Source organism: Embleya scabrispora DSM 41855, from assembly GCF_000372745.1.
Classification (GTDB): domain Bacteria; phylum Actinomycetota; class Actinomycetes; order Streptomycetales; family Streptomycetaceae; genus Embleya; species Embleya scabrispora.
Genome location: NZ_KB889708.1, coordinates 200879 through 225244 on the forward strand (window position 1 = coordinate 200879; position 24366 = coordinate 225244).

A 24366-nucleotide genomic window follows, 5' to 3' on the forward strand; every position below is an offset into this window, starting at 1 on the left:
CCCACCCCGGTCGACCCGTTCCCGGCCGGGTCAGCCCACGGAAGTCGAGGTCACCCGTCATGAACGCCCCCGTCGTCACCGAAACACACGACCGCTCGGATCCAACCCCGGCCCCTGCGCTGTTCGGTGTGGTCGAGGTCGGGCAACTGCCTCAGGCCGTCGCCGATTTCCTGGCCGCACCGGGGCACACCCCGGTCCCCGTGCCGGGTGTGGGACGCCCGGATCTGACGCACGCCGTCGACCTGGCCGCCCGCCTGTACGACGGTGTCGAACTCCCGCGCCCGCTGGACGTCGGAGTCCTGCTCGGGCCGCAGGACCTGCCCGACGGCGTACCGGCGCTCGCCCGCCCGCTGGCCCGTACCTGGGTGGCCGAGGAGGAACTGGCGGACGCCGCCGAATTCCGGCGTCGACACCCCGGGACGCTGCTGATGGTCGGCTGCTACGACCGGCTCAACCTGGATCCGGTCCGGGCGTTGCTGCTGACCACCTACCGTGACCGCGAGCCCGGGCTGACGCTGCTGAGCGGACGCGACGCGGCCTCGGTGGCCTGGAACGTGGCCAAGCAGTACGCGACCGTGGCGCCCGGCGTCGACGCGATCGGGCTGTTCACCGACACCGACCGGCCGCCGCACTCCGACGGCGTCCGGGTCTTCGACGACCGCGACTTCGAACGCGTGGACATCCAGGCCGAGATCCTCGGCACGCGCTGGCGCCGGGTGGCGTTCCAGGGCCACGGCAAGGACGACAGCGTCAACCTCGGCGAGTTCACCATCTGCGGCCTGAACCCCGCCGCCCCCGCCCGCGCGGGACTGCTCGGCCCGCGCTGCGCGTACGGACTGCCCTGCTACAAGCCCGAGGACAAGCTGGTCCCGCTCAACCGGGTGGAAGCCGTCGAGGTGGTGCTCAGCGCCTGCAACAGCGGTCCGCTCGCCGATCTCGCGCTGTACGACCCCAGGTACCAGCTGCTGCTCAACGCCCTGGACGGCCCGGCCCGCACCGTCGTCTCCGCCGTCTCGGTACACGATTCCGACCGGCCGGAGAACGTCGCGTGGATGCGCGCGGCCCTGTCCGGCGCGGACTCCGTGGACACCCTCAACGCCAGCCTCGCCGGATCGCACCCCTACCCCGCGTTCATGCGCTTCGGTCTCCCGCAAGGCGACGCGCCCGCCGCACCGCCCCCCGCAGAGCACCGCCCCGACCCGCTCGTACTGACCGTGGGACGACGCCTGACCACCCTGCTCACCTCGGAACTGCTGCCGCACAACCACGCGTTGCGCCCCAGGCTGGTCAAGCTCGCGCGCAAGGTGGACCTGTGGGTGTCCCGGCCGACCCATCTCGCCGACCAGTCGCCCGACGAGATCCGTTCCTCGCTCACGGCGGACCTGCAGTCGCTCGACCACGTGATCACCGAACAGGTCGCGGCGAACCCCGAGAACGAGATCATGAGTTACCCCGCGCACTTCGGGGACCGCAGTTCGCTGGACCCGCAGGTGCACGAGGTGACCTGCCATTGCGGCCGTCCCGCCCAGGAGTTCACCCGGCGGGGGCTGCTCCCGCACGTGTCGGACACGATCTGCGCGGTCTGCATGCGCTGCGGCGACGTCACCTTCCGGGTCCCCGAAGCCCCTTCCCTGCTGGCCTACGCCCACGACGAGGTCGAGCAGGGCGGCGTGCTGGAGGTACGCGCCACCGTCGAGGTCGCCCGTACCGGACCCGTGCGCCTGGGGCTGTTCGTGCCCACCTACCTGCGCGAGGACACCACGGTGGAACCGGGCGTGGTCAGGATCCGGGCCGGCCACGACCGGCCTCGGGACGTGGCCTTCCGGGTGCGCTTCGCCGCCGACACCGCGCCGCAGGCGTACTACTTCACCGTCTTCGCCGTCCAGGACCTCGCCGTCTCCACGGCCCGCCGCCACTTCGGCGTCGTGCCGCGCCGTACCTGAGCCGAATCCGACCCCACCCCGCCACTACAAAGGACGAATGTGATGGAAACCCGGTCCAAGCCCGAGATCGAACTCGTCGAGACCGACGGCGAGGTGACGCTGAACATCGGCGGCGAGCAGGCGATGCAGGCCTGGGAACGCGATCTGATGTGGGCGAGCGCCGACATGTTGTGCGAGTACGGCCGGGACTTCTACGAAGTCGGCCTGGGCCTGGGGCTGTCCGCACTGCGGATCGCGGGCAACCCGGCCACTCGCAGCCACACCGTGCTCGAACTCTTCGGCGAGGTCGAGGACCTCTTCCGGAGTCGGCACCCTTCGTTGCCCGACAATCTCGCCATCGAGCGTGGCGACTTCTTCGAGCGGGTCTTCGAACTGCCCTCGGAGAGCCTCGACGGGATGTTCTTCGACCCGGCCCTGGACATGGAGGTCTGGAAGGACGAGGCCCTGTGGGCCAAGACCATGCCGGAGGTCGTCCGGGCGCTGCGCCCCGGCGGGGTGTTCATCCCCTTCTTCAGCACCAAGCCGGAACTGCGTTGGCAATACCTGCCGCATTTCCGGAGCATCCGGGTCGAGTCCCACCCGTACCGGGCGTACGACACCACCGAGTACACCTACGGCACGAGCGGCCAGGCCTACATCCAGTGTTTCCGCAAGACCTGACCACGAGCCGGCGCCGCCCGCCGGCCCGGCACCCGCGGCCGGCGGCGCGCGCCGCGGCGCCGCACCTCGTCCCACGCCATCCCCACGTCCCCAATCCGGAGGCAGCCGTATGACCACCGCCCCCTCTACCGACTACCTGTGCGGCCTCGACGTGGCTTCGCTGTTCCTGGCCGGGCCCTTCATCCAACTCTTGGACCCGGCCACGGGGGAGATGCCCGAGCAGGCACGAGCGCCCTTCGACATCCTGATCAAGCACTTCGAGGCGCGTGGGCTCGCCGTCCACAACGCGCATCGCCGCGAGGCGTGGGGTGCGGAGCTGATGCGACCGGACCAGTGCACCCCGCTGGACCAGGACGAGATCCGCAAGGCCGACGTCTTCGTCGCGCTCCCGGGCTTCCCCGCCTCGCCGGGTACCCACATCGAGGTGGGTTGGGCCAGTGCCTTCGACAAACCCATCGTGCTGATGCTGGAGCGGGGACGGGAGTACACGTTCCTGGTCCAGGGGCTGCACACGGTGGCCACCGTGGAGTACGTGGAGTACACGGACGTCGCGGAAGCCCTGCCCGAACTCGACCTGGCACTGCACCGGGCGGTGTCCCGCCACCGCGAGACGGCCCGGGCGAGCTGACCCGCGCGCCGCCACACCGGCAGGCGGCCGGGTCACGCCCGGCCGTCTGCCTTCGAACGCCGCCGACCCGACGGGGATCATTCGATGAGAATCGCCACGGCCGTGCTCGTTGCCGTCGCCACACTGCTCGGCGGGGTCGGGGCGAACTCGGGCTCCGGCTCTGTCCCGAGCGTCGCGTCGGTGCGCGATGAGGCGCCGGCCGCGGGCGGGGTGCGGGCGCCTGCGGACCTGGTGAGAACACCCGCGGCGCCCTCGTACACGGTCGACCTCGCCGGTGACGCCACGGGCCGCGTGTGGACCGGCCACGAGCGGGTGGGCTTCACCAACGCCTCGGCCGATCCGCTCGCCGAGGTGTACCTGCGGTTGTGGGACAACGCGCACGGCACGTGTGCGGCGCCGCCGATCACGGTCTCCGAGGTCGCCGGCGGCACCCCGGTGGCCCTGTCCGTCGACTGCACGGCCCTGCGGATCGTCCTGTCCAAGCCGCTCGGCCGCGGCGAGCGCACCTCGATCGCCTTCGATCTACGGATCGAAGTCCCGGACCGCGTCGACCGGTTCGGCCACGACGGCGAGCACGCCATGCTCGGCAACGCGTTGCCGCTGCTGGCGATTCGGGACGCTGCGGGCCCGCATCTGGACCCCTATACCGACCACGGCGAGTCCTTCTACTCCCTCGCGGCGGACTTCGACGTCACCCTCGACCACCCCGCGCGCCTCCGGGTGCCCGCCACCGGCACCTCGGTCGAGTCCCCGGGGGCGCCCGGTCGTACGGTCACCACCGCAACGGCGCGCAAGGTCCGTGACTTCGCGTGGGCCGCGGGGCCGTTCGCCGCCATCTCCGGCACCTCCGCCACCGGGGTCCGGATCAACGTCCACGCGGACGACGGCATCGACCCGTCCGACGCCAGGGCCATGCTGGACGTGGCGCTGACGAGCGTCGACGCCCACGCCGGGCGCTTCGGTGTCTACCCGTACGCCGAACTGGACGTCGTCCTGGACGACGATCTGTGGTTCAGCGGCATGGAGTACCCGGGCTTCGTCCTGGACCGGGTCCGGTCCACGGCACTCGTCCACGAAATCGCGCACCAGTGGTGGTACGGGATCGTCGGCAACGACGAGTACAACGACCCCTGGCTCGACGAGTCGTTCTCCGAATACGCCACCGACCTCGCCCTCGGCAGGACCGGCGACGGCTGCCGAGACGGCTTCTCCTGGGCCGCGCCGACGGAACGGCTCACCGACTCGATGCGGTACTGGGACGCCCACCCGTCCCGCTACGAGGCCGTCGTCTACGACTACGGCAAGTGCGCCCTGCACGAACTCCGGCGACTGATCGGCGATGCCCCGATGGAGACGCTGCTGCGTGGCTACGCCGCCGACCACTGGTACGGGATCTCCACGACGGCCGAGTTCAAGCACGCGGCCCAGGCGGCGGCCGGCACCCACGACCTGACGCCGTTCTGGGCACGGCACCGCATCGACGGCTGAACGGGTCCGCGCGTCCGCTCGGGCTCGAACCGGGTTTGTCAGGCGCGGTGTTCCGCTCCGGTCTCCAGGTTTCGGGTCACCTCTTCGAGCCGGGCCGCCGACGCGGGGCGCAGGGCCGCCGCCGGGCGGATGTCGTCCTCCGCGAGACCCCGAGACGGATGGGATGTGGCCGCCTCCCACCGCCGCGTGCCACTCGATGCCGTCGACGTCGAACGTCGTGGGTCACGTTCGTTCTCGGCGCGCACGGAATTGAAACCGCCTCCGCGCGTGGCCGGGCAGGTTGAACCTCGCGACCGGCCCGGACCCGGCCTAGATTTTCGCGTGCGGGCCCGATGGTCCCCACCCACGTCACACGGCGCGGCGACGAACGGTCGACAGGGTCACCGCCGACTCCCCCGAGGACTCATGGGTCAACGCGAGCCGACGTGGGGCTCACATGAATATCGCCCACAGCTACCAGCGGGCGGGCCACGACCACGGAAGGGGAGAATTCGAACCCAACCGCCCGACGCCGAAATACATCGCTCAGCCTGACCGGATACCCCTACGGCGGAAGCGGCCGGGGATCTCGTGTCGCCATATGCTGCCGATATCATCCCGGCGGTGCGCCGATGTGGACATCTGCCACGGCCGCGAGAAAGTCCTTCGGATCCACCTCGATCAGCCGAATTCCGATGGAAGATCCTCACGCGTTTCAAGCGTGCCGTAATTGTGACCACCGGAATCGTCGTCGCGGCGGCGAGTGCAAGCGCCGTCCCCGCCCAGGCCGCAGCCTCGAGAGTTGCGTAGCCGACGGTCACCGCCTCCACTCCCGCTCAGGTGGAACTCGACACCCCAGTCACGCCGGCAGCCGGCTGGAGGATCGCCGCCGTCTTCATCGAGCGGAACAAGCGTGTGGACGTGAGGCAGCGATACCAGCGCGAGGGCTGGAACTCGTGGAAGTGCGACTACGACATCCTGCGCAATCACAGCTCCCAGCCTTCGCGCTGGTACATTTCCCCGGCTGAACGTGCCGAGGTGCCCCGACCTGGCCCCATATCGGCGATGAAACCGACGAAAGCCTGGAGTCAGGGCCACTACTGTCCATCGGTCCGGCGCCGCGAGGTGCAGATGGGGCCACCCACTCCCCGATCGACCGGATACGGGCCGATCGAGCGAGTGATCAGCCCACCGGAGCTACGGAACCCAGACAGCCGGCCCGGACGGAACCCAGACGGCCGGCCCGGACGGAACCCAGACCGCGGGAGCGTCCGCAGGCACCCAGACCGCCGGCTGAGAGGGCGCGGAATCCGCCGCTTGTGCGGGAGCGCCGAGGGTACAAACCGCCGCGATGGCGACCCCCGCACCGAGGAATAGCGTACGCATGCGCATATCGTTTCCCTTCCTTCGGATAAAACACGTGCGCTGGATGGCGACGCACGTGAACCATAGTGCATGGAGGCGACGAGAATGAGGGTTTGCAGACGGTAAAGAGATCGTGTGCGACTTTGTTCTCGCGGGGAATTCTCAAGCTCGAGTCGATTTACGTTTCCTGATGATTTCGACGATCACCATATGTACCGATCCGGCTGGACCACCCCTGCGGCCGGAACATCGCGCCGTACGGCAGCCGGACCTTCGGAGTATTCCGACTCCGGCCGTATGGCCGCGGTTCGGGGCGGCCGGGCCTGGCCCCGCGGCGACGTGGAGCGGTGGGTCGACGCTCGTTCGTCGGCCGGGCGGGCGAGTTTTGGTCGACGCGGTTCTTCGTGGAGAGCGTTCAGTCGGCGTTGTCGCGGGGTGCCTATTCCCGTGTGGGGAATGCTCGATCCTCGCCTTCGGCCCGGCGGTCCCCGGCCAGGATTCGGTTGGCCAGCCACAGGTCGTGGCGGGCGCTCGGCGAGCTCAACAAGGATCTGTGCAGGGTCTGTTCGACCTTGATCAGGCGCTTGCGCGCGCCCGTGACGGAGATGCCCAGCGCCTCGGCGGCCGCGCTGAGCCGACCGTCGTGGCTCAGCCACGCTGCCAGGATCGCCTTTAGCGGCTCGGCGTTGGGCGACTCGCGGAGGGGTCGCATCCGGGCCAGGGCCCAGCGCCGCGCGGCGGCCGTGCCCAGTAGTTCCTCGAAGGTGGGCGTCGATGCGGCGGTGGGCGACTCGGCGGAATCCGCGTCCGGCCCGCGCGGTACGGCTCGGGCGCGGAAGGCGAGGTCGAGCTTCGCCTGGTCGCCGACGCGCTCCAGGTCGAGGTCGAGGAGTTCCTCGATCCGGCTTAATCGCGCGAGCAGGGTATTGCGGTGGATCTTCAGATGCCGGGTCGCGGCCGTGGAGAACGTGAGCCAGGACCGCGCGGTGGCCTCCAGTTCCTGACCGGTGGGCGCCGAACTGCGGGCGGGAACGTGTTCGGTCAGCGGCCGCAGCAGGCTGTCGGCCCAGCCGAGGCCGTCCCGGCCGATGACCGCGGACAGCTCCAGCGTCGCGTCGAAGCCGGCCCATCGTCGGGACAGACCGCGTGCCGTCGCCAGGGCGTGGAAGGCCTGTTCGTAGCCCAAGGCCGTCTCGTGCAGCCGCAGCGGCTCGCCGGCCCCGACCACACACGTGTCGATGCGCGCGGTGAGGCCGGCAGCCAACGGGGAAGCGTCCTCGGTCCCGGTGTCCGGTGGGACGGCCTCGATCACGATCACGTGCTCGACGTAGACGGGGCAGCGCACGATCCACGCCCGCCCCGCGGTCAGTTCGGTGCACGCTTCGACGACCTCGCGCCGTCGATCGTTCTTGCACTCGACCACATATACCCGGGCGGGATCGTGCAGCGGGGGCGACAGCGTCGACGCGATCTGTTTCGCGGTCGCCAGGTGGCCGGACATGAGCAGGTGCAAGACCGCTTCGCGACCGCGTGCGTCGGCGGCCTCCACCCGTCGCCGGGTGCGTTCGTTCTCCGCCGCTCGCCTACAGCCGCCGAGCATGATGGCCGCGTCCGCCACTGTGGGCGAGAGGACCGCGCGTGCGCCCAGGACGGCGACCACGAGTCCGCAGCGGCTGCCCGGGCCATCCGCGACCACCAACACGCCTCCCTCGGTGGTGCCGGCGTCCAGGACGATGGTGCGCAGGTCGCGGTCGCGCAGCCGGGTCAGCCCCTCGACGACCGTCGCGACCTCGGCATGGTCGGGCCGCCGCGACGCCCCGGCGATCGGATTCCCGACCGCATCGAACAGCCCGACCCAGCAGCCTGTGTGCCGGGCGAGCCATTGCAGGAGGGCTTGCCCTCCGTCGGCTTTCCGTGAGAGTCGATGCATGGTCAACACATCGGCGGCGCGGCGCTCGTGATCGACGTGCGAGGAGGTCTCCGGGGACTCGGCCCTCGGGCGTTCCGTACTCACGTGAGGACACCTTTCGGAACCCGTGACGTCACTTACGGCGGGTGGGCACCGAGGCGGCACCGCGACCGCCCACCCCGTGCTTCTGTAGACCGAGGCCACGACACCCACGCGCGCGGGGCGTCCGGCGAACCTTCGGGCTGCCGATCGACGGGGCGCCATCGGCCGTGACGGCCACCGGTCCGCCGGCCCGATGGAGCATCCGCACGAGCGAGGGACTGACAAGGGAAGTCATGCGGCACCGAACCCACTTCGGGTGTGAGCGCGCCGAGGACGCGCGCCGGAACTATATCCCCCACGGCTCGGAGACGGGTCTCATTTCCTTCGCGAATGGGCCAGTCCATGTGGCGGGCCCCTGATCGACACCACCGTACGGACAAGGTCGCCCATCAACCCTTCACCGTGCCATATGGGTTGAACGACAAGTAAGCGGCGATTTTGAAACCGCCGCCGCACGTGGCCGGGCAGGTTGAACCTCGCGTCCGGGTCGGACCCGGCTTAGGTTTTCCGGCATGGGCCCGACGGCCCCACCCACGCCACACAACGCGGCTCCGAACGCTCGGCGGGTCCATCGCCGACGCGAGGACGCGAGCGCGACATCGGCTGCAACGCGACCCGTCCCGAGGAGGACCATGTGCTGTACGGCCCGTCCATCGTGCGCGACACCACCGCCACGGTGACCACCATGGGAAGCGTCGACGACCCGTCCCCCCACGCGGAGCGGGTTCACGACCAACTGTGCCCCGACGTGCCGGGGTACAAGATCGACACAGCCGCCCGTTTCGCGTCCGGGCAGCGCAACGGTCGCTCCTTCGCCGACAGCGCGCCCGAGGTCGTGATCGAGATCGTCCTGGGTGCCCATGTCCCGCTCGGTCTCGACGCGTCCTCCGCCGGCGTCCCCCTCCCGAGTTCCCCCACAGGAGCGCGTCCGTGTGAACGGGCTCGGTGACCGGGGTCGACCACGAAGCCGGGCAACGCGAATCGGCGAGCGGAGCGGGCGGGCGGGAGCGGCCCAGCAGATGCGGGCTCGGGGCGGGAGGCGCGTCCTCTCGGTCCCGCCCGCCGTCACCTCCAGCGGCCCCGCTTACCGTCGTCCGCCGTCTCACGAGGCCGTTCGGGGACGAATCCGATACCCGGAGGTCGCGTCGCGGGGCGGATTGATTCTGGATCGTCCACTGGCGGATCCCTAGGGTTCCGACCACGCCCACTTCGACCTGACGGTGTGTGAAGTGCCCTCTGTGCGCGGGCATTTCCTCCAGCGCGCCCGCACGCGTCCCACCCCTCGAAAGAAGGTCCGAAATGCGCAAGATGACAACCCTACTGGCCATGTTGGTCGCCCTTGGGGCCATGTCCGCTCAGGGCACCTCTGCCGTGGCGGCCGCCTCGCCCCCCACTCCCGTCGCGGCCCAGTCCGGCGGGTGGCTCTTCGTGGACACCTACGTCAACTGGAGCACATGCGTGGATGCCGGCCAGCAGTACCAGCGCGAGGGCTGGAACGAGTGGAAGTGTTCCTACGAACCTATCGGCGTATACCGGCTCTTCATCCGCTGACAACACACCAGAGGGTGTGGGCAACGGGAGCCGCGCGACGACCGTGCCGGCACAGCGGCGATCCTCCCGCCGGACGGCGAGGGCGGCCTAGTCGACCTGGACGTACGCCATCCGACGGACCGACCGTTCCCACGGGGGCGAGTTCCTCGTGCGTCGGTCGGAACGTGCCCTGCCGACGGTCGAAATGCTGTCTCGATATCGTGGCTCCCGGCCACCTCGGCGCCCGCCATCCCGAATACGCGATGACATCCGTTTTCGGCCGATCCGGTCCGAGACGTATACGCGGCATCCACATCGTGATGGGATGACCCGTCGGTGGCGACAGATGCGAATACGTCGGAACGGTCGGCTCGTTCCTTCTCTCGTGAAGTCGACCGACCACGGGTCGGACATGTCACGCACTCACTCGCACCGCTGCCCGGCCGTCTTCTATTTCTCTCGCGCATGGCATGACAAGGCACGGTAGGAGTGAGGCCCGGCGAATGGCGGACTCGGCTTCGCCGGTGGTACCAACCATCCAAGGAGACGCTATGTTAGGGAAATCGACCCGTAGGCGAGACGACGGGCGCCGGCATGGCAGGCGAGGCCCACTCGCGACAGGCGCAGCGATCGGCGTGGCCGCGGCTCTCTTGGCCGCGCTCCCCGCCGTTGCCCAGGCCGGGGAGGTGACTCCGTCCATCGTCGGTGGTGCGCCGGCGAGTGAGCCGTACACGTTCGTTGTATCGATCCAGGTGGCTCGGGGGGACGACCCGAACCATCACACCTGCACCGGAACACTGGTCGCCTCCCGCTGGGTGGAGACTGCGGCACACTGCGTGACCACCTATCCGAGCGTCGCGCCCAACGACCCTTCGCTCTACCACGTGCGGGTCGGTTCGCTCGACCGCACCACCGGCGGTGTCGTGGCGAACGTCGCCTCGATCAAGGTGCATCCCACCTGGGACTGGGCCACCGGCGATGATCCCGTGGGCGACATCGCGCTTCTCGAACTCGACCGTGACGTAAACCGGATACCGGCGCTGATCGGTCCCGGTCCGGGTGGGCCCGGCGCGACCGTCCGCATGCTCGGGTGGGGCCGAACGATCGCGGGGGATCCGAATTCGCTCCCGAAGGGATTGCGGCAACTCGACAGTGCGCTGCTCCCGAACGCTTCGTGCGGTATCACCACCGGCGAACTGTGTGTGGACGACCACGAGCACACCGCTGCGGCCTGTAATGGCGACTCCGGCGGACCGGCTTTGCGCAAGGTGTACGGCATCTGGACTCTCGTCGGAAACGACAGTCGTGGGCTGGGCGAATCGTGCGCCGACGCCCCGGAGGTCTACACGGATATCACGCATTACCGCACATGGGTCTACTCCACGATTTTCGGGCTGAATGCGCCGGCCGCTGCTACGACCGGCTGACATCGACATCGACATCGACAAGCAGGCCGGACGATTGTGAAACAGAGCCGAGTCGCCGCAGGATGCGGCGGCTCGGCCCGTCCGGTAATTTCAGGAAACCGCAGGCGCGGGAACGACACGAGTACCGTCGAGGGACCCGGACTTCGCGGGCGAACGGTCGGGCCCCTACGCTCCCCACACCTGCCGGGCGCCCACCCACGTCGACAGGATCGGGATGTCCGCGATGTGTTCGGGTGCGATGGCCAACAGGTCATCGCCCAGGACGGTGAAGTCCGCGAGCATGCCCGGGGCGAGGCGACCCTTCAGCCGGCCCTCGCCCGTGGCGTGGGCGGAGCCGGTCGTGTACACGGCCAGGGCTTCGCGGGCGCTGATGCGCTGGTCCGGACCGAGGACTTCGCCGTCGCGGGTCTGCCGGGTGACCATGGTGCGGATCGCGAGCAGCGGCGGCAGGGGGCCGGCCGGGTGGTCGGACGAGCCGCCCACGGTGATGCCCGCGTCGAGGAAGCGGCGGTGGCCGCAGGCCGCGGCGGCGCGTTCGTCGCCGTAGTAGCCGCGCAGCTTGCCGCCGTGGTCATGGACGAACGAGCCGAACGGCACGGGCGTGACTCCGGCCGCGGCGATGCGCTCGACCAGGCTGTCGTCGACGAGGCTGCAGTGCTCGATGCGGTGGTTGATCCCCGCGTACGCCGGGTGGTCGGCGCGGGCAGCCTCGATGGCATCGAGGACTTTGCCGACGGCCAGGTCCCCGTTCGCGTGCACGGCGACACGGCTGCCGGCCCGGTGGACGGCGAGGACCGTTCGGGCGAACTCCTCGTCGGTCATGAGCTGGATGCCGTTGTCGGTGCCTGTCTGGCTGGGGTACGGGGCGCGGCACAGGCAGGTGCCGCCCGCGAGCGCGCCGTCGATCATGAGTTTGACGCCGACCAGCCGCAGGCGCTCGTCGCCGAATCCCGTGCGCAGTCCGGTCCGCGCCAGGCTCGGGAAGTAGCGGTGCCAAATGAGCATGCCGACACGGGCGGTGAGGACCCCGCGGTGCGCGGCCTCCTGGTACAGCCGCAGTTCACGCGGCGAGACCAGCGCGTCGCACCAGGAGGTGATGCCCGCCGCATGGAACTCGCGGACCACCTCGGCGAACGAGGGGACCAGGTCGTCGAGGGTGAACTCGCCCAGCAGCTCGGGGGCGCCGCTCGGGCGGAACCACTGGTCGAACCACGCGCCCTCGTACATCCACCCATCGAGCCGACCGTCCGCTTCGCGGCCGAGCGTGCCCCCGTGCGGGTCGGGGTCGGTGTCACGGTAGCCGGCGAGTTCCAGGGCGCGGGAATTGGCGACGGCCATGTGGCACGAGAAGTGCACCGCGAGGACCGGGTGTTCGGTGGATATCGCGTCGAGGGCCGCACGGTCGAGGCGGCCTTGCGGGTCGGCTTGGGGGTCGTATCCCTCGGCCACCACCCAGTCTCCGGGCGGGGTCGCTCGCACGCGCTCCGCGAGCGGGTCGCGCGATCCGCCGACGGCCGCCAGGGTCCGCGGGGCCAGCGACACCCGCAGGCGGGTGTCCGCCAGCCCGGCGGGGTGACAGTGCGCGTCGTTGAAGCCCGGGACCACGACGGCGTCGCCGAGGTCGACCAGCTCGGCTCCGGGCAGGCGCAGCCGCAGGTCGGCGACGTCTCCGACGGCGATGATGCGGTCTCCGAAGGTGGCGAAGGCCTCCGGCTCGGCGGTCGCGGCGCCGCCCGAGTCGGCGAGGGTGATGATGCGGCGGGATCGAAAGATCCTGGCGGTGGGTTCGTCCGGGTGGGGCAGGGCGTGCGTCGGAGCGGACGCCGTGCTGCCGTGGATGCCTTGGGCCGTCATTTCGTGTGCCATTCGTCCGTTTGTTCCTTGTCGTGTCGCCTGGTCCGGGCCTCGGCCGGTGCCGGGCTCACGCGGCCGTCTTCTCCGTCGGGCGCGTGATCGCGTCGGCTGTCGGCCGGGTGTGGGCGGGCAGGCGTCGAGCGGCTTCGGTAAGGAGGCCGACGGCGAGGTTGACGGCCAGGCCGATCAGCCCCGCGCTGACGTGGTTGGTGTCCACGGCGTGGCCGTCGTCGCCGAATGTCAGCCAGATCACCACCGCTTCGCCCGCGAGGATTCCGGCCGCCACCGACCACGCGCCAACGAGCGGGCGGCGGCCGGTCAGCGCGTACAGCAGTCCGGGCGCCATCTGCGCGAGGCCGGAGTAGGTCAGCAGCAGCAGGTTCGTCAGGGCGTCCGGCCGCTCGATGGCCAGGACCAGCGCCACTCCGACGGCGCCGACGACGGTGGTGTGGTTGACCAGTAGGCCCGAGCGTTCGCTGCGGGTGCGCACGATGTTGCGGGCGACCAGCGACGACATGCCGAGCACGATCGCCGCGGATGGCACCATGGCGCACGCGGCCGCCGCCGTGACGACGATGCCGACCAACCAGTCGGGCATGGCGCCGTTCGTCAGGTACAGCAGCACGCCGCTGGGGCCGCCGGATGCCGCGCCCGCGACCAGGATGCCGGTGAACCCGATCAGCATCGGGATCGCCTGGCTGGCGCTGTAGAACGGGATCCAGATGCTGTTCTGCCGCAAGGCCTTCTCGTCTTTGGCGGCCAGTACCGCGGGCCAGCCGTGCGGCATGGTCATGAACATCACGCTGACCAGGCTGGTCACCATGCTGGTGAAGAACCAGGTGCGGTCGAACGGCCCGTCGTGCACGGTGAGCTTGGCCGCGTGCGTGTCGGCGAGCCGATGCGTGACCTCGCCGAGGCCGCCCGCGTAGTGCGCGGGGATGGCGACGGCCAACACGATCAGCACCAGGACCATGAGCGCGTCCTTCAGGTACGCCGCACGCGCCACGCCACCGATGCCCGACCACAGCACGAAGCCGGTGATCAGCACGGACGCGGCGATCATGCTCGCCGTCCCGGAGCCGCTGTTGCCGGTGGCCAACTCGACGACCAAGCCGAGGCCGGTGATCTGGAGCTGGAGGTAGGGCAGCAGGAAAACCACGCCGAGCACCGCGGTCAGCGTGCCCAGGGCGCGGCTGCCGTAGCGGTCGGCGAAGAAGTCGCCCTGGGTGAGGTAGCCGCGGTCCTTGCCGAGCCGCCACACCAGCGGCGCGACGACGTACATGCCGACGTACGCGAGGGGAAGGTACGGCAGCGCGTAGACGACGCCGACGCCCGACGCGTACGCCAGGCCGGCGAGACCGAGGAACGTGAAGGTCGTGTAGACCTCGCCGGCCTGGAGGAACCAGGTCGTCACGGCGCCGAAGCGGCGCCCGCCGACCGTCCATTCCTCAAGGTTTGCGGCCGGCTTGCGGCGGCCGAACACGCCGAGCCCGGCGATCAGCAGCATGCCCACGACGGAAACGGCCAGGGTCGTGCTCATCGGTCGCCCCCGTTCCGGCGCGTGCGCTGGTACTCGACGTACCCGAGTGCGGGAGTGAGGGCGATCACCCAGCCCACGCTCCAGGTCATCATCGACGGCATGCCAAGCCAAATGTGCGGAGCGTTGACGAACGGCAGCCACACCGTCGCCAGCAGCGCCGTCACGGGCACCATCAGCAGAAGCACTGCGACACGCATGGGTCGCTCCTGGGGTCGTCGTATTTCGCGAACCCCTGGAGCATGAAACTTACGGATAGAATCCCGAGAAATTTGTTGATAGGAGTCATCTGGAGGCTCTTGATGAAGTATTCCGTCGATCTTGCGCCAACCGCCGAGCTGCGGCCCACCCTCCTGGACGAGACCGACTTGGCGCTGGTCAACGCCCTGCAAGCGGCACCGCGCGCATCGTGGACCCTGATCGGCCAAGCCTTGGGCATGAGCGCCGTCACCGCCGCGCGCCGCTGGGAACGCCTGCGCTCACGCGGCCTGGCGTGGGTGACCGCCTACGGCGGCCCGTTCGTCCTACAGGTCAACTGCTCGGCGTATGTCGAGGTCGACTGTCATCCCGCACAGGTGCGCGCGGTCACCGAGCGCCTGCTGCGCGACCCGCGCATCACGGGTATCGAGCATGTGTCCGGCGGTACCGACCTCCTGCTGACCGTGATGGTCGCCGACCTCACCGCTCTGTCCAGACTGGCGATCGAGGTCATCGGCGCGCAGGAAGGCGTCACCGCCATCCGCAGCATGATCGCCACCCACCTGTTCACCGAAGGCAGCCGCTGGGACCTGCGCTCCCTCGACCTCCACCAGCGCAGCCTGTTGCGCCCGGGCGACGACACACCGCCGACGGGCATCGGGACCATCGCCCCCGAAGACCGCCCACTGCTCATCGCGCTCGGTGCGGACGGGCGTCTCGGTTACGGCGAACTGGCCGAGGCCACGGGCATGAGCGAGTCGACCGTACGCCGGCGGGTGACGCGCATGCTTCGCGAGGGCAGCGTCGTGCCACGCTGCGAAATCGCGCACAGTGTCTCGGGGTTCCCGGTGTTCGTGCACTACCTGGCGAACGTCCCCAGTGCCGAACTGGCCCGCGTGGGCGCGTCGATCGCCGCGGTGGCCGAGGTCCGCATGTGCGCCGCGATCGCGGCACGGCACAGCCTGCTGATCACCGCCTGGGTACGCTCGATTCCCGACACCCGCCGCCTGGAGGCGCACCTCGCCGAGCGATTCCCCGAACTCACCATCGAGGACCGGTGGTTGACGCTGGCCAACGCCAAGCGAATGGGCCACCTTCTGGACCACGAGGGACGCAGCACGGGGTTCGTGCCGATGGATATCTGGGCATGACGGCTTGGCCCTCGGCTCGGGTACGCGTGCGCTCGGCCCGCTGGGACAAGATTCACCCCCCTTGGTCGAACGCGAGGGCCCGCGCCTACCGGAGCGGGCAACGTCGCGACCGGTTCACCGACCGGCCGCCCGGCAGCCGGCCCCGGTGATCCGCCGCGTGGTGGAAGGAACGTCCGGCGCATCACCGCGCGTTCGCGGGTGTCCGCGCCTCGGTCGTCGACACCCGCGAAGGGCCCGGTCGGGGGAATCCGGCCGTTCCGCCGGGTCCTTCACCGTGGGCGGGGAAGACTGACCGAGCCGGGATTCGGACGACTGCGGGGCCGGGGTTTCGCGGTCCGGGTGCTGATCCCGCCGGCTCGTACACTGAGGAGCGTGGAGGACCACACGGCCACCGGGATCGGTGCGCGTCCGGCGCCCGCCTTGCGGCGGTACGTGGACTCGTATGTCGGTTTCGACTTCCGCGGGCTCCCGGCGGGGGTGCACTGCGGACCGCCGAGCCGGGCGCTCACTGCGGTGATCAGCCTGTCGGAACCTTTGGAGGTGGCGGCGGGCGTTGACGACGGGTCACCGGTCACCCGATTCATCGGCGTCGCCGGCGGTCTGATGTGCCGGTCCGTCGCGATCCACCACGACGGACGCCGGCAAGGTGTGAAGGTGTCGCTGACACCGCTCGGGGCTCGGGCCATCTACGGCATGCCGGCCGGTGTGCTCGCCCATCGACTGGTCCCACTCGACGAGCTTCTCGGAGCGCTTGGCGTCGAGCTGGTCGACCGGCTCCGAGCGGCAATGACATGGGCGGCGCGGTTCACCGTGCTGGACGAATTGCTCCTCCGAGCCGTCGGCCGTGGCGCAGGCGGCGACCGTGTGCCCCGGGTGCGCCCCGAGGTGGCCGAGGCATGGCGCCGCCTCATCGCCGAGCGGGGCCGCGTCCAGGTCGGTGCGGTCGCCGCGGAACTCGGCTGGAGCCGTCGGCACCTCACCGAGCGGTTTCGCGGTGAGTTCGGCCTGTCACCGAAGACGTTCGCCCGAGTTCTGCGCTTCGAGCACGCGCACGAACTGGCGACGGCGCGGGACCCGCTCCCGTGGGCCGATGTGGCGACCATCTCCGGCTACGCCGACCAGGCCCATCTCGTGCGGGACTGGCGCGAGTTCACGAACCGATCGCCGACGGCCTGGCGTCGTGGCGAAGTCCTCCTCGGGACCGGGTAGTCGCCAATCGACTGCCCGTCGCGTCAGCCGCTGTTCCCTTTTCTTCAAGACCACCCGATCGCTGTCGTGTGACGATCGCCGGCATGAGACTCGTCAACCACGAACACAACGCCATCGACCTGCGGGCCACCCCCGTGCACCTCGGGCTGGGATCGAGAGCGAAGCCCGTCGAGGGCTTCGCCTGGGACCCGGAGGTGCTGCGGGCCTACAGCGCCGCGGTCGTGGCGGATGGCGCCGAGGGCCGGATGGTGATGATCTTCGACGGCGACGGCCCCGGCGACCATTGGGAGCGCCACCCTGCCGGTGACGAACTGGTCGTTTGCCTCAGCGGGTCGGCGACGGTCACCCGCGACGTGGACGGGGTGCTCGACCGCGTTCTGCTCGGGCCGGGCGAGGCCACCATCAACCCGGCCGGGATATGGCACGTGGTCGACATGGCGGGGCCGACGTCCATCCTGACCATCACCGCCGGCGTCGGCACCGACCACCGTCCTCGGACCGATACCCGCCCGACCGAACGCGCCGGCACGTCCGGCCTGGAAGCGCCGTGACGACACGCATCGCGTGCCCGGGCGACAGCCTCACCCGTGCGCGGTTCAGCGTCGACTACCTGGACGACGCCACCCGAGCAGGCGCGTAGGTGCCCGGCCGAGGCCGCCTTTCGATTCTGCCTGACGGCAGGCGCGGCCCGGCTGCGTCGCATCGCGGCCGCGAACGTCTCGGTGGCCGAGTCGGTGTCGGGCACGGTCGGTGGCCGGGGCGGTGCGAACCCGTCAGGCCCCGGCCTCACCGAACGAGCGAAGCTCCAAGACCTCCTCGTCGCCGAAGGTCTGCCCGGTGGGAACGAAACCGGCGGAGATGTACAGCGCCCTGGCCGCGACGTTGTCCGCGCGCACACCGAGCCGCAGCACAGGTGCGCCGAACACCTCCCCCACGTGTACGACGATCTCCCGGAGAGCGGCGCGACCCAGGCCCCGCCGCTGATGGTCCTCGTCGATCATCAAGCGGTAGAGCCAGATTTCCCCGTCGTCGGGGTCGGGCCCGTACATCGTGAAGCCCACCGTGCGCCCCTCGTGTAGCACCGCCCTGGTCACGAAGCCCGGGAGAAAACGACTCTCCGCGATCGAGTACAGGTTCGGTGCGATGAAGTCGCGTTGTTCTCGGGATACCGTCAGATCGATCACCTCCTCCCAGTTCTCGCGGTTCAGGTCGGCAAGTTGCACACGAATCGACATGGCCGTATTCCTACCGGGCCCCGCATCGACGGGCATCCGTATTTCGAATGACCGGGCGTGCGCGGACTCCACGGGGTCATCGTCCGTGGAGCGTGGACTTCTCCCGGAAGCGATGCGTGCGTTGTCGCGGGCAACGTCGGCCTGGGCCGTCGCTCGGGCTTGGGTGAAGAGATTCGCGGCCTCCTACGTGGCTGCGCAACGAGATGACCTCCCAACCCGACGGCGCCTACCTCCGCGTGCTCGGCGCCCCCTCCCTCGCCCTCCTGGACGGACGCACACACACCACCCACTACGCCCGGAACCCGGGTCCGGACGGGGACGTCCCCGTCCGGACCTTCGCCGCGTCACCCCTGCCGATGCTCCCACCCTCGGTCGGTACGGGTCAGCTCGCGGAAGCCGGCGGCGGTCAGTCGCCCGATCTCGTCCGCGTCGTCGGCCGACTCGTAGGCGAGCACACGGTCGACCCCGGCCAGGCGGAGCCACTGGGCCGCTTGGGCCAAGAGCCAGTCCCTCAACCCGTCGACGCGGTGGTCCGGTTCGACGACGAGACTGCCGATGTCGGCCAATGCCCCATTGCGGGCGAGCCGTTCGGGCCGGTCGAGGGCGGTGTCGACCTCGACGAAGCCGAGGACACGGCCGTCGAGGTGAGCCGTCAGCCGGGTTCCGCACTCGCCGAGCGTGCGCCGCACGGCCGGTCGGGGCAGCGACGGCTCGGTGGGCAGCGACAGCAGGTCGGCGACCTCGGCGAGCAACACCACCTCGGTGTGGCCGGTGTGCCGGAAGCCGGCCCGTTCGTAGACCGCCCGCACGTGTGGCCACACGTCGGGCAGGCCGTAGACCCCGGGCGCGGGCAGGGTTCCGTCGGCGTAGCGCACCCGCACGTCCCAACGCGCCAACCGGGCCAGGCACGCGGCCATGAGCTGATCCGCCGCCGCCTCGGAGTCGGGCCGGAACGACGCCGGCGGGCGGTAAACGAACCAAGCGATCTCGCCCGCGCCGCGAAGGTCCGGGCCGACCTCGGCGTCGTCGCGGTAGCGCAGCAGATGCGCGGCGGCGACCACGGACCCGAGCTGCTCGGCGACCAGGGTGACCCGCTCCGCCACCCACGGATCGGTGACGAACTCGTCGGGTCGCCGGGTGAGTTGCCCCAGAACGGTATTGACGGACACGGACACGCCGGGCACGACGGCGGCGACATGCGCGTTGACGAGATCGGTCAACTGGTCGCGATCGTCACGATGAAAGGGGCGCACGGTGAGAGCAGGCATGAAGGACCTCCGAACGGATTCACTGCGAGGAAGGAGGCCGCCATGCGATGCGGTATGCCGCTGACGATACCTCACACGGCCTGCCGGGCCGCGTTCCCGGCCTCGAATCGGAACTCGCTCGCGGTCCGGTGACCGCCCCGCAGGCCACACCGGTTCGGGCGCCGCCCGCGCCGACTTCACACCGACCGTCGAACGGCTCGGCAGCCCGACGGCCGCACACTACGAACAGAAGGCACCCGACGTGTTCCCTTCCACCATCACCGACTTCTGGCTGACTCCCTCCCCCACGAGTCGGCTCCTCTACGAGGACGGCGCCTTCAGCGTCACCGCGGACACCGCCCTGGACGAGGACGAACGGCTCACCATCCTCACCACGACCGACGGGAGGACGCGGGTTCTGCTCACCCCGGCGGTAGCGGAGACGATGCACCTGGACGACGGACGGCGGGTCGACGAAACCGGCTTCCGGCAGCGACTGGAAAAGGCCGGCATCCGGCTGCACGGGGCCGACAACCTGTTCTACTTCACCGACGCGGCCCGGGAGACGTTGCTCGGCGAACCGGACGGCCCTTCGATCCGCCCGCTCACCGAGGACGACAGGCCGGCGTTCGACGTGTTCGAGAAGGCGGCGTCGGAACAGGATCGCGACGACGCGCAGGTCGAACCGGACCATTGGGCGGTCTACGGGGCGTTCGAGGACGGGCGGCCGGTGTGCGTGGCGAGCATGTACCCCTGGGACGACGCGCCGCCGGCCGACCTCGGTGTGTTGACGCTCCCGCCGTATCGGGGCCGGGGCCACGCCCGCCGCCTGGTGCGCGCGATCTCCCGGCACGCCCTCGCACGGGGTTACCAGCCGCAGTACCGCTGCCAACTCGACAACCACGCCTCGGTCGCGGCGGCCGGATCGGCCGGCCTGACCCGCTTCGGGACATGGGACGTCGTCTCACCGGACTCCGCCGCGTAGACGTCGCCCACCCGCAAGCGGCGAGCATGACGACCTTGCGCAGCCGGTCCTTGCCCAGGCATTCGGCTGCCTGCTCCCCTGCGTTGCACCGCGGCCCATCGCCCGACCGGGTGGTCGTGCACGTCGCGTGCGTCGAGCGGAATCCGGATACGGCGACGTCGTCCGCTTCGCCACCACCAACGCCGCACGGCTCCTCGACCGCAAGGGCCGACATCGGCACCCTCGCGATCGGCGCCCGCGCCGACCTCGTCGTCCTGTTCGCGGACGCCTGCGGGACCTCGCCGTCCTGGCCGACCCCGTCCTGCGCATGCCCCCGGTCGTACGGGCCGCAGCCATCGTCCGGGACGGCCGGTGATCCCCTGACCCGGGTCGGCAACACCCGCCGGGTCAGCTCACCTTCGGGGTGGCGCGGACGCCGGAGTGCAGGTAGGGGGAGCCGTCGGCGAGTCGGTAGAACGTCACCGGCGTCCAGTCGCGGAGGCCCGGAAAACGCGTCGCGTACACGTTGCCTTCCACCGGCCGCAATTCGGACTCGATCGCCGACGTCTCCTGCCTGCCCGTGGTGATCCCGTTGGTGATGGTGGTGCGCATCGTCAGCGCGCCGTCGTGCCCCAGAACCTCCACGCGGACCGCCTCGCGCTCGTACACGCCGAGGTGGTCTTCCGCATCGGCGGGCAGCGGGCCGCCGGAGGGCTCCAGCGGCGTGGGGACCCTCACGCCGGCGAGGGCCTCGACGATCTCGCCGTACAGGTCGGTGTAAAGGGCCTTGCTGTCACCGCCGTTGGTGAGCAGGCACACGGCGAGTCCGGCGTGGGGAAGGACGCGAAGGAACGCGGACTGGCCCAGGGTAGCGCCGTCGTGGCCGTACAGGCGCTGCCCGTCCCAGCCCATGAGGATCCAACCGAGTCCCCAGGAGTCGCCCAGGGTGTGGCCGTTGGGCAGGTCTATCTGCTTCTCGCGCATCAGCCGGGCGCCGGCGGTGGACAGGACGCGGGTGCCGTCGGCGGTGACGCCGTCGTTCAGGTGCAGTCGGGCGAAGGTCAGGACTTCGCGGGGGGTCGAGCAGATCAGGCCGGCCGGGCCGGCGCTGCGGACGATGCCCCATTGCGGGACGACCGTGCGGTCGTCGCCCCTGCCGGTGTGTCCGATCGCGGTGCGAAAGCGCAGCGCGTCCTCGGGCAGGGTGACGGTGTGGGTGAGGCCGAGCGGTTCGTACAGGCGCTTGCGCATCGCGTCGTCCCACCTCTCGCCGGTGAGCCGTTCGATGATGCGGCCGATCAGGTTGAAGCCGGAGTTGCAGTACGACATGGTGGCGCCGAGCGGGTGGTTCACGCCTACCTCGGCGAGCCGTTCGGTGTACTTCTCCAGGCAGTCGTCGCCGCGGCCGGTGTCGACGAAGAAGTCGCCGTCGATGCCGCTCGTGTGGCTCAGCAGGTGCCGCAGCGTGACGCTGCGCGTGAGGTCGTCGTCGATCAGGCGCAGTTCGGGCAGCACCTTGACGACCGGCTCGTCCAGGCTCAGGACGCCCTCGTCGACCAGGCCCATCGCCACGGTCGCCGTCCACACCTTGGTGATCGAGCCGATCTGGAAGAGCGTGTCGGTGGTGGCCTCGATCCTCGCGTCGAGGTTGGCGAACCCGGTGACGGCCTCGGTGACGGTTTCGCCGTGCAGGATGCCCAGGCTCGCGCCCGGGACGCCGTGCCGGGCGGCCGACTCGTCGAGGAGAACCTGCCAATGGGCGGTGTCGAGGGGGCCGGCAGGGGTGGTCTGATCGGTCATGCGTATCTCCTGGATGGTTGCGGGTGGTGGCGGGATGCGCGCGGTGGTACCGCGGTCCGCGAGCGCATGGTGGTATGGGTACACACGCGGTCGGTGTCCGAGCCCATGCGTGATGCGGACCGCGGTGCGCCGTCATCGGGTCGCTGCCGCAGGCCCCGACGACACGGTCGCAACGCCGGGGGCCTGCCGGAAAGTGGTGGTGGTCCTGGGGGGGTTCATCCTCGCCGTGCTTGACCGGCACGCCCCAAGCCGCTCATTCGGTCTCGATCCGCGCCTCGGGCGGCGTGATGACCGGATGCCAGCAGGCGACCCGGCGCGCGGCGTCGATCCGCTCCAGCGCCGGCTCGTCCGTGTGGCAGCGGTCCGTCGCCAGTTCGCAGCGCGGCGCGAACGGACAGCCGGGAGTGTCCTCGCCGGGCCCCGGCGGGCGGCCGGCGATGGTGACGAGGGGCAGTCCGCGGTCGGTCGTCATGTCGGGCACGGCGCCGATCAGGGCACGGGTGTACGGATGCGCGGTGCCGGTGACCAGATCGCCCGTCGGCAGTTCCTCGACCACCCGCCCGGCGTACATCACCATCACGCGCTCGCAGACCTGGGACACGACGGCGATGTCGTGAGAGATCATCAGCACGGCCGCACCCGACTTCGTGCGCACGTCCCGCAGCAGGGCGAGTACCTGCGCCTGCACCGTCACGTCGAGCGCGGTGGTGGGTTCGTCGGCGATGACGAGTCTGGGCTCGCCCATCAGGCCCATGGCGATCATCGTGCGCTGCCGCATGCCTCCGGAGAACTCGCTCGGGCGCATGCCCGACCGGTGCTCGGGGTCGGGGATGCGCACCGCGCGCAGCCGGTCCACGGCCCGTTTCATGGCCTGGGTCCGGTTGTGGCCGAGGTGCACCTCGGCGACCTCGGAAAGTTGCCTGCCGATCGTGAGGGCCGGATTGAGCGACGCCATCGGGTCCTGGAACACCATCGAGAGCGATGTGCCGAGCCTGGCACCGGCCGTCGGGTCGACACCGTCGAAGGTGATCGAGCGCGCGGTGACCCGCGCCGGGTATGGGACCAGGCCCGCGACGGCCAGCGCGGTCAGGCTCTTGCCGGAGCCCGACTCTCCCACGATGCCGACCGCCTCGCCCGGCGCGACCGACAAGGACACGTCGCGTACCGCCACATGGCCGCCGGGGAAGGTGATGCGTAGGCGGTCGACCTCGAGGAGCGGGGCGGGGCCGGTCCCGTCGCCGGCTGTGCCGTTCGGGTCGTCCGACGGCGCCGGCACCGTGGCCCGGTGGTCCCGGTCGGCCGCCGTCCGGAGCCCGCGGCGCCCGCCGGCCTGCGACAGCACCTCGCCCACCAGGTTGAACGCGAGTCCGGTCAGCACGATCGCCACCGCCGGTCCCACCGCCGACTCCGGGTGCGTGTAGACGCGGTTGAGTTGCTCGTTGAGCAGACGGCCCCAGTCGTAGTCCGGCGGCTGTACGCCCAGGCCGAGGAACGACAGGCCGGAGAACGCGAGGAGGATGCCGGCGCCGGCCTGGAAGAGGAACAGCGCGACCGGCTCGGCGATGTTGGGCAGGATGTGCCGCACGATCAGTCGGAAGCGGCCCACCCCGAGGATGCGCGCCGAGGCGACGTAGTCGGAGCCCGCCACCGACGCCGCGAGGTTTTGGATCAGCCGGGCGAAGGTCGGCACGATGCCGATGCCGATCGCCAGCACCGCGCCGTGCGTGCCCACGCCGAAGACGATCGCGAGGAACAGCACGAACAGCAGTGTGGGGAACGCGATGAGCAGGTTGACCAGGGCGGTGACCAGTCGCGCGAGGCGCGGGCCCAGCACGGTCGGCAGGGTGCCGAGCACGAACCCGCCGACACCGCCGATCACGACGGCGCCGAGGGTCAGTTCGAGGGTCAGGCGGGTCGCCACGATCATCCGCGCGGCGATGTCACGGCCCAAGGCGTCGGTGCCGAACCAGTGCTCGGCGCTGCCGCCCCGGCCGATCGCGGTGGTGTCGACGCGGTCGGCGGTGTCCTGCCAGAAGATCGGCCCGATGATCGCGACGACCAGCAGCACGAACACGGCGAACATCGTGACGATGCCGAGCGGCGTGCGCAGGGTACGGCGCAGGCGTTGGGTGAACGACAT

The 24366-nt window shown here is 70.3% G+C and carries 19 protein-coding genes; 11 read left to right on the forward strand and 8 right to left on the reverse strand.

What is annotated here, in order from left to right:
* Window positions 1–59 precede the first annotated feature (59 nt).
* The 4 genes from A3IC_RS0141825 to A3IC_RS0141840 all read left to right on the forward strand — a co-directional run bounded on the left by A3IC_RS0141825 (window position 60) and on the right by A3IC_RS0141840 (window position 4719).
* The gene (locus tag A3IC_RS0141825) at window positions 60–1943 is read left to right on the forward strand and encodes a hypothetical protein (RefSeq protein WP_020556030.1); all 1884 of its coding nucleotides are present in this window, start codon (window positions 60–62) and stop codon (window positions 1941–1943) included.
* A gap of 42 nt (window positions 1944–1985) precedes the next feature.
* The gene (locus A3IC_RS0141830) at window positions 1986–2603 is read left to right on the forward strand and encodes a class I SAM-dependent methyltransferase (RefSeq protein WP_020556031.1); all 618 of its coding nucleotides are present in this window, start codon (window positions 1986–1988) and stop codon (window positions 2601–2603) included.
* Between the two features lie 109 nt (window positions 2604–2712).
* The gene (locus A3IC_RS0141835; protein WP_020556032.1) at window positions 2713–3231 is read left to right on the forward strand and encodes a nucleoside 2-deoxyribosyltransferase; all 519 of its coding nucleotides are present in this window, start codon (window positions 2713–2715) and stop codon (window positions 3229–3231) included.
* An 84-nt stretch (window positions 3232–3315) separates the two neighbouring features.
* Window positions 3316–4719 (forward strand): M1 family aminopeptidase, encoded by a 1404-nt coding sequence (locus A3IC_RS0141840; RefSeq protein ID WP_020556033.1) that lies wholly within the window; start codon window positions 3316–3318, stop codon window positions 4717–4719.
* A 1783-nt stretch (window positions 4720–6502) separates the two neighbouring features.
* On the opposite strand, the gene A3IC_RS59650 is transcribed toward A3IC_RS0141840, so the two are convergent.
* The gene (locus tag A3IC_RS59650; protein WP_020556034.1) at window positions 6503–8077 is read right to left on the reverse strand and encodes a helix-turn-helix domain-containing protein; all 1575 of its coding nucleotides are present in this window, start codon (window positions 8075–8077) and stop codon (window positions 6503–6505) included.
* Between the two features lie 631 nt (window positions 8078–8708).
* Between A3IC_RS59650 and A3IC_RS0141850 the strand changes: the two genes are divergently transcribed.
* The 3 genes from A3IC_RS0141850 to A3IC_RS59655 all read left to right on the forward strand — a co-directional run bounded on the left by A3IC_RS0141850 (window position 8709) and on the right by A3IC_RS59655 (window position 11031).
* Window positions 8709–9023 (forward strand): hypothetical protein, encoded by a 315-nt coding sequence (locus A3IC_RS0141850; RefSeq protein ID WP_020556035.1) that lies wholly within the window; start codon window positions 8709–8711, stop codon window positions 9021–9023.
* Window positions 9024–9373: 350 nt separating this feature from the next.
* A complete protein-coding gene (locus tag A3IC_RS0141855) occupies window positions 9374–9625 on the forward strand; it encodes a hypothetical protein (RefSeq protein ID WP_020556036.1) in 252 nt (83 codons plus the stop codon).
* A 614-nt stretch (window positions 9626–10239) separates the two neighbouring features.
* Window positions 10240–11031, forward strand: coding sequence for a S1 family peptidase (locus A3IC_RS59655; protein WP_020556037.1), 792 nt, complete (start codon window positions 10240–10242; stop codon window positions 11029–11031).
* Between the two features lie 165 nt (window positions 11032–11196).
* Here A3IC_RS59655 and A3IC_RS0141865 read toward each other — a convergent pair whose 3' ends face one another.
* Genes A3IC_RS0141865 through A3IC_RS0141875 form a run of 3 tightly spaced genes read right to left on the reverse strand, consistent with a single transcriptional unit; the run spans window position 11197 to window position 14622 of the window.
* A complete protein-coding gene (locus tag A3IC_RS0141865; RefSeq protein ID WP_079027026.1) occupies window positions 11197–12897 on the reverse strand; it encodes an amidohydrolase in 1701 nt (566 codons plus the stop codon).
* A 55-nt stretch (window positions 12898–12952) separates the two neighbouring features.
* Window positions 12953–14425 (reverse strand): sodium:solute symporter family protein, encoded by a 1473-nt coding sequence (locus tag A3IC_RS0141870; RefSeq protein ID WP_020556039.1) that lies wholly within the window; start codon window positions 14423–14425, stop codon window positions 12953–12955.
* The gene (locus A3IC_RS0141875; protein WP_020556040.1) at window positions 14422–14622 is read right to left on the reverse strand and encodes a hypothetical protein; all 201 of its coding nucleotides are present in this window, start codon (window positions 14620–14622) and stop codon (window positions 14422–14424) included. The genes A3IC_RS0141870 and A3IC_RS0141875 overlap by 4 nt, the downstream gene beginning before the upstream one ends.
* A 102-nt stretch (window positions 14623–14724) precedes the next feature.
* Between A3IC_RS0141875 and A3IC_RS0141880 the strand changes: the two genes are divergently transcribed.
* The 3 genes from A3IC_RS0141880 (at window position 14725) to A3IC_RS0141890 (ending at window position 17531) form a co-directional block, all read left to right on the forward strand.
* Window positions 14725–15771, forward strand: a complete 1047-nt coding sequence (locus A3IC_RS0141880; protein ID WP_020556041.1) for an Lrp/AsnC family transcriptional regulator — start codon at window positions 14725–14727, stop codon at window positions 15769–15771.
* A gap of 372 nt (window positions 15772–16143) precedes the next feature.
* Window positions 16144–16980, forward strand: a complete 837-nt coding sequence (locus A3IC_RS0141885) for an AraC family transcriptional regulator (RefSeq protein WP_026219345.1) — start codon at window positions 16144–16146, stop codon at window positions 16978–16980.
* 83 nt (window positions 16981–17063) lie between these two features.
* Window positions 17064–17531, forward strand: a complete 468-nt coding sequence (locus tag A3IC_RS0141890) for a cupin domain-containing protein (RefSeq protein ID WP_040878109.1) — start codon at window positions 17064–17066, stop codon at window positions 17529–17531.
* A 222-nt stretch (window positions 17532–17753) separates the two neighbouring features.
* Here A3IC_RS0141890 and A3IC_RS0141900 read toward each other — a convergent pair whose 3' ends face one another.
* Window positions 17754–18215, reverse strand: a complete 462-nt coding sequence (locus A3IC_RS0141900; protein ID WP_020556045.1) for a GNAT family N-acetyltransferase — start codon at window positions 18213–18215, stop codon at window positions 17754–17756.
* A 344-nt stretch (window positions 18216–18559) separates the two neighbouring features.
* Window positions 18560–19483, reverse strand: coding sequence for a GNAT family N-acetyltransferase (locus tag A3IC_RS0141905; protein WP_026219347.1), 924 nt, complete (start codon window positions 19481–19483; stop codon window positions 18560–18562).
* A 241-nt stretch (window positions 19484–19724) separates the two neighbouring features.
* Here A3IC_RS0141905 and A3IC_RS0141910 point away from each other — a divergent pair, with 241 nt between their 5' ends.
* Window positions 19725–20447 (forward strand): GNAT family N-acetyltransferase, encoded by a 723-nt coding sequence (locus A3IC_RS0141910; protein WP_020556047.1) that lies wholly within the window; start codon window positions 19725–19727, stop codon window positions 20445–20447.
* Window positions 20448–20834: 387 nt separating this feature from the next.
* Here the strand turns inward: A3IC_RS0141910 and A3IC_RS0141920 are convergent, their stop codons facing one another.
* Together A3IC_RS0141920 and A3IC_RS0141925 are read right to left on the reverse strand one after the other, a co-directional pair.
* Window positions 20835–22226 carry a serine hydrolase domain-containing protein gene (locus A3IC_RS0141920; protein WP_106669168.1) on the reverse strand — a complete coding sequence of 464 codons (1392 nt, stop codon included), beginning with the start codon at window positions 22224–22226 and terminating at the stop codon, window positions 20835–20837.
* A gap of 253 nt (window positions 22227–22479) precedes the next feature.
* On the reverse strand, window positions 22480–24366 hold the full coding sequence (locus A3IC_RS0141925; protein WP_020556050.1) for a dipeptide/oligopeptide/nickel ABC transporter permease/ATP-binding protein: 1887 nt from the start codon (window positions 24364–24366) through the stop codon (window positions 22480–22482).